The sequence below is a fragment of the Geomonas sp. genome (assembly GCF_056994735.1).
In genome coordinates, this window is record NZ_JBXKJL010000109.1 from 1 (window position 1) to 5,096 (window position 5,096).

6 protein-coding genes are annotated in these 5,096 nt (G+C 62.0%); all 6 read left to right on the forward strand.

The features are described 5' to 3' along the window. Positions 1 to 350 (forward strand): hypothetical protein (locus AC11W3_RS05315; RefSeq protein ID WP_484092601.1); only part of this gene is annotated, 350 nt, incomplete at its 5' end. A gap of 134 nt (positions 351 to 484) precedes the next feature. After that, a complete protein-coding gene (gene rfbA, locus AC11W3_RS05320; protein WP_484092602.1) occupies positions 485 to 1,390 on the forward strand; it encodes a glucose-1-phosphate thymidylyltransferase RfbA in 906 nt (301 codons plus the stop codon). Beyond that, positions 1,387 to 1,875 (forward strand): dTDP-4-dehydrorhamnose 3,5-epimerase family protein, encoded by a 489-nt coding sequence (locus tag AC11W3_RS05325; protein WP_484092603.1) that lies wholly within the window; start codon positions 1,387 to 1,389, stop codon positions 1,873 to 1,875. Before rfbA ends, AC11W3_RS05325 begins: the two co-directional genes overlap by 4 nt. An 83-nt stretch (positions 1,876 to 1,958) precedes the next feature. Further along, positions 1,959 to 2,783, forward strand: coding sequence for a rod shape-determining protein MreC (gene mreC / locus AC11W3_RS05330; protein WP_484092604.1), 825 nt, complete (start codon positions 1,959 to 1,961; stop codon positions 2,781 to 2,783). Between the two features lie 8 nt (positions 2,784 to 2,791). Then, a complete protein-coding gene (gene mreD / locus AC11W3_RS05335; protein WP_484092605.1) occupies positions 2,792 to 3,277 on the forward strand; it encodes a rod shape-determining protein MreD in 486 nt (161 codons plus the stop codon). Further along, the coding region (mrdA, locus tag AC11W3_RS05340) for a penicillin-binding protein 2 (protein ID WP_484092606.1) at positions 3,274 to 5,096 on the forward strand (1,823 nt) is incomplete at its 3' end. The genes mreD and mrdA, both read left to right, overlap by 4 nt.

Here is a 5,096-nt window from a genome sequence, read left to right on the forward strand (position 1 = left end):
AACATCTGGAGGCGGTAAATCTGTTCGGGAAGGTGATCAGCAAAAGGGCCGGCTTTCGCTGCGAGTGGTGCGGAGGAGACCAGGGGTTGCGCCTTTGGGAGTACCGGCCCGATGACGAGCCTGCGGAGGAGAACCTGGCACTTTTGTGCGAGGGATGCAGGTCCCTTTATGGTTCGAAAACGGCAGACCCCCACCAGCTGCGTCCCTTGCGAAACGCACTGTGGAGCAACGTCCCGGCCGTGGCCGAGGGGGCTGCCATGGTGCTCTCACGCTGCAGGGAGCCGTGGGCGCGGGAGGCCATCGAGGAGAGCTTCATTGACGAAAGGCTGAAAGAAAAGCTATTGTGGTAGAAATGATCAAGCCGTAACCGGTCGGGGAGCCTGCCTTTCTGCCTGCCTGGGGGATTATTGTTTGACGCAGGCAGTTCCAATGTGATAGAAAATATCGTTTGTTAATGTGAACTTCTGCTCTAAGACGAGGGGTTATGGCACAAGGTATCAAGAAGGGGATCGTCCTTGCCGGCGGCGCGGGGAGCAGGCTGTACCCGCTGACCATGGTGGCGAGCAAGCAACTTCAACCGGTCTACGACAAGCCGATGATCTACTATCCGCTGGCCACGCTGATGATGGCCGGGATCGCGGATATCCTGATCATCTCGACTCCGCAGGACACTCCTCGCTTCGAGGCACTCCTAGGCGACGGCTCGCGCTGGGGCATCCGGATCAGCTACAAGATCCAGCCGGAACCGAAGGGGATCGCCCAGGCCTTCCTGGTGGGAGAGGAGTTTATCGCCAACGACCCCGTCTGCCTCATCCTCGGAGACAACATCTTCTACGGCAAGATGCAGCTGGACCGCCTGATCGCCGAGTTCGACGGCGGCGCCAAGATCTTCGGCTACTACGTCCAGGATCCCGAGCGCTACGGCGTGGTCGATTTCGATCCCCAGGGAAGAGTCCTGAGCATCGAGGAGAAACCGGACACCCCGAAATCGAATTACGCGGTCCCCGGCCTCTACCTCTACGACGGCCAGGTGGTCGAGATAGCCAGGAACATGAAGCCCTCCCCCCGCGGTGAGCTGGAAATAACCGACGTCAACCTCACCTACCTCAGGCAGGGGCAGTTGACGGTCGAGAAGCTCGGCCGCGGCATCGCCTGGCTGGACACCGGCACCCACCAGAGCCTTCTCGAGGCCTCCCACTTCATAGGGACCCTGGAGGCCCGGCAGGGGCTGAAGATCGCCTGCCTCGAAGAGATCGCACTCAGGATGGGATACCTCGACTGCGAAGGGATGGCCGAGGTCATCAACGCCACCCCCAAGTCTTCCTACCGCGATTATCTTACGCGAGTTTACAATGAAGCCGCACTGTGCGGGGTTGGGGGGAAGCTATGAGCGTGATTGCCAGTTACCGCAAGGGACAGATCCATGATGTGACCGCGAAGCCGCTGCGCAAGTTCCTGGACGAGCGTGGATGGCTGGCGGAGCTTTTCAGAAGTGACGAGCTCGAAGCCGACGTCATGCCGACCATGGCCTATATCTCCATGACCCAGCCGGGGGTGGCACGCGGCCCTCATGAGCACAAGGACCAGACCGACTACTTCTGCTTCATCGGGCCCTCCAATTTCAAGGTCTACCTTTGGGATGCCCGTCCTGGTTCCCCCACCTTCGGCGTGAAGCAGGCCTTCTTCGCCGGAGTGGATGCGCCGATGATGGTGGTGGTTCCGCCCGGGGTGGTTCACGCCTACCGCAATGTCGGGGGCGAGAACGGCATCGTTTTCAACGGCCCCAACAGGCTCTACGCCGGTCACGGCAAGAGCGAGCCGGTGGACGAGATCCGGCATGAGGAAGTGGCCGATTCGCCCTTCGGGCTCGATTAGCACCCTTTCCAGCTGGGCCAGTTGCAGTCTTTTTTTTCAATCGATAGGGGGCCGGGTGCCCCCTAAACCATTTCTTGAGACCGATGAGAAAGCTCATACTCCGCCACAAGCGATTCTTTCTTACCGCGCTGTTACTCCTTGCGGCGTTTCTCACCTACGCGCTCAACCTCAGGAACAAGGAGCACGCGAACCCCCTGGAGCGCTCCGTGATGGGGGTGACCGCACCTCTGGCCGACGGGACTGCCGCCGTCACCCGCTTTTTCGGCCATATCTGGAACGACTACATCGACCTGGTCGATGTACGGCGCGAGAATGTGCAGCTGAGGAAGAGCGTCAAGCGCCTGAACGAGCGCATCGTGGCCGACAACGAGGCGGTGGCGTCCAACGCCAGGCTGAAGGCCCTGCTCGATCTGAAGGCGACCCTGGAGGAGCCCTCGATCGCGGTCTCGGTCATCGGGGAAGACAGTTCGGCCTGGTTCAAGACCCTGGTGGTGGACCGCGGCAGCGCGGACGGGCTCGCCGAAGGGATGCCGGTCCTGGCGGCAGGGGGCGTGGTGGGGCGCCTGGTGAAGGTGGCGCCGCACAGTTCGCGGGTGCTGCTGCTGACCGACCACGCCAGTGCCATCGCCGCCCTGGTGCAGCGCTCCCGCGCCCGAGGGGTGGTGCGAGGGGCAGGGGCCGGGCGTTGCTCCATGGAGTTCACCGTAAAGGATGAGGACGTCAAGGTCGGCGACACCGTGATAACTTCGGGTATCGGGGGCGTCTTCCCGAAAGGACTCCCCATCGGAGAGGTAAGTATGGTAAAAAAAGGGGAGTACGGCGTGTTCCAGACCATCGAAGTCCGCCCCACCGTCAACATCGGGAAGCTCGAAGAGATGCTGGTCCTGGTCAGACACTGGCACGAGTAGTTCAAAAAATGATAAGGTTCCTTAAAATAGCCGGCGTGCTGCTGGCCGGATTGATGCTGCAGATGACGGTGCTCCCGAGATACCTGCAGGACCCCTTCCAGCCCAACCTGATCATCATCCTGGTGGTCTACCTGGGGCTCAAACAGCCGCACCGCATGGCCGGGATCGCCGCCTTCGCGCTGGGCATAGTGCAGGACAGCTTCAGCGGCATCTATCTCGGCATGAACGCCTTCTCCTACCTCTGCATCTATACGGTCCTTTCCGGAGTGGCGGACCGGCTCTACACCGACAATCGCGTCCTGCTGGTCCTCGTGGTCCTGATCGCCACGGTGGCAACCGCGCTCCTGGACCTGCTGATGCTCGCCATCTTCTCGGTATCCAAGGGGGTCTACGCCTCGGTCCTTCCCGCGCTGATCCCGCAGGCCCTGGTCAACGCCCTGGTCGCCTCACTCCTCTTTTCCATCCGGCTCCCGGTCCCTGAGGAGGCGAGATGAAACCGCAGCAGAACATCCTTCCCGACGACGACGGCTCGCGCAGGATCATCGGGCTCTCGATCGCGGCCTGCCTCATGTTCTTCCTGGTCCTCTCCCGGCTGTGGTACCTCCAGGTGGTCGATACCGACAACCTGCTGGACCAGTCCGAGAGCAACCGGCTCCGTTTCGTCCCGGTCGCCGCCCCGCGCGGCGCGATACTGGACCGCAACGGCAAGGTGCTGGTCTCCAATACCCCTTCCTTCTCGGTAGCGGTCATCCCCCAGGACGTCAAGAACAAGGAGGTGCTGGTCGACAACCTGGCCCGCTACCTGAACCTGGACCGCAACGAGATCCTGGAGAAGTGGACCAAGGGGCAGGGGAGGGCGAAGTACTACCCGCTGGTGGTGGCGTCGGGTATCACCCGCGACCAGATGGAGTTTCTGGAGGAGAACCGCCTCGCCCTCTCCGGGGTCAATATCGAGATGAAGCCGATCAGGGCCTACAAGAACGGCGACCTGGCGGCCCACCTGCTGGGGTACCTGGGGGAGGTCTCCGAGGAGGAGTTGGCGACCGAGCGCTACAAGGAGTACAATGCCGGAGACTATACCGGGAAGAGCGGCATAGAGAAGAGCTGGGAGAACTATCTCCACGGCATCGACGGGGGCCGCCAGATCGAGGTCGACGCCCGAGGCCGCTTCCTGCGCACGGTGGAGGAGAGTAACTCCATCGTCGGCAACTCGGTCATGCTCACCATCGACATGGACATGCAGAAGGTGGTTGAGCAGGCGCTGGGAGACCGCGCGGGAGCGGCCGTCGCCATGGATGTCAACAACGGCGAGATCCTGGCCTTCGCCAGCAGCCCGAACTTCGACCCCGCCCTCTTCACCGGGCGCATGCCTCCCGACAGGTGGAAGGAGTACCTGGAGGACAAGAGGCATCCGCTAGAGAACAAGGCGCTCAAGGGGATGTATCCTCCCGGTTCCACCTTCAAGATCATTACCGCCATCGCCGGCCTCGAGGAGGGGCTGGTCGACGAACACTCCAGCATCGACTGCCCCGGCTACTACAAGTTCGGCAACTCCACTTTCAAGTGCTGGGACAAAAAGGGGCACGGTCACGTGGAGCTGAGGAAGGCCCTCAGGGAATCGTGCGACGTCTACTTCTACAAGCTCGCCGAGCGCCTGGGAGTGAACCGCATCGCCGCCTACGCCAGGCGTTTCGGCCTCGGAGCTCCCCTCGGAATCGGTCTGGACAACGAGAAGCCCGGCGTGATCCCGGACGAGCAGTGGAAACTGAAGCGGTTCGGGAAGAAGTGGTATTCCGGAGAGACGCTTTCGGTGGGGATCGGGCAGGGGTACGTGCTGACCACTCCGGTGCAGCTGGCCTCGATGATCGCCACGGTGGCCAATGAAGGGACGGTCTACCAGCCCCACCTGGTGAGGCGGATCGTCGATACCGATGGAAGGGTGCTCAAGGAGTTCCAGCCCCAGGTGCTGAGGAAAACGGGCCTGAAGCCGCAGACCTACCGGCTGGTCAAGGAGGGGCTCTTCGCCGTGGTCAATGAGCCGCATGGTACCGGCGGCATGGCCCGGCTCTCCGAAGTAAAGGTGGCAGGGAAAACCGGCTCGTCGCAGGTAGTCAAGCTCCGCGACAGCAAAGGGGATATCCCGTACCAGTTCAGGGATCACGCCCTTTTCGTGGCCTTTGCGCCCTATGAGAAACCGGAGATCGCGGTTGCCGTCATCGTCGAGCACGGCGAGCACGGTGGCAGCGCCGCCGCGCCGATTGCAGGGAGGGTGCTGCGCGCCTACTTCGAGAGCAAGGGCGTGATCAAGAAACC

Coding starts and splice junctions, on each gene's coding strand:
- rfbA (WP_484092602.1), top strand. CDS start 485: ATGGCACAAGGTATCAAGAAGGGGATCGTCCTTGCCGGCGGCGCGGGG.
- AC11W3_RS05325 (WP_484092603.1), top strand. CDS start 1,387: ATGAGCGTGATTGCCAGTTACCGCAAGGGACAGATCCATGATGTGACC.
- mreC (WP_484092604.1), top strand. CDS start 1,959: ATGAGAAAGCTCATACTCCGCCACAAGCGATTCTTTCTTACCGCGCTG.
- mreD (WP_484092605.1), top strand. CDS start 2,792: ATGATAAGGTTCCTTAAAATAGCCGGCGTGCTGCTGGCCGGATTGATG.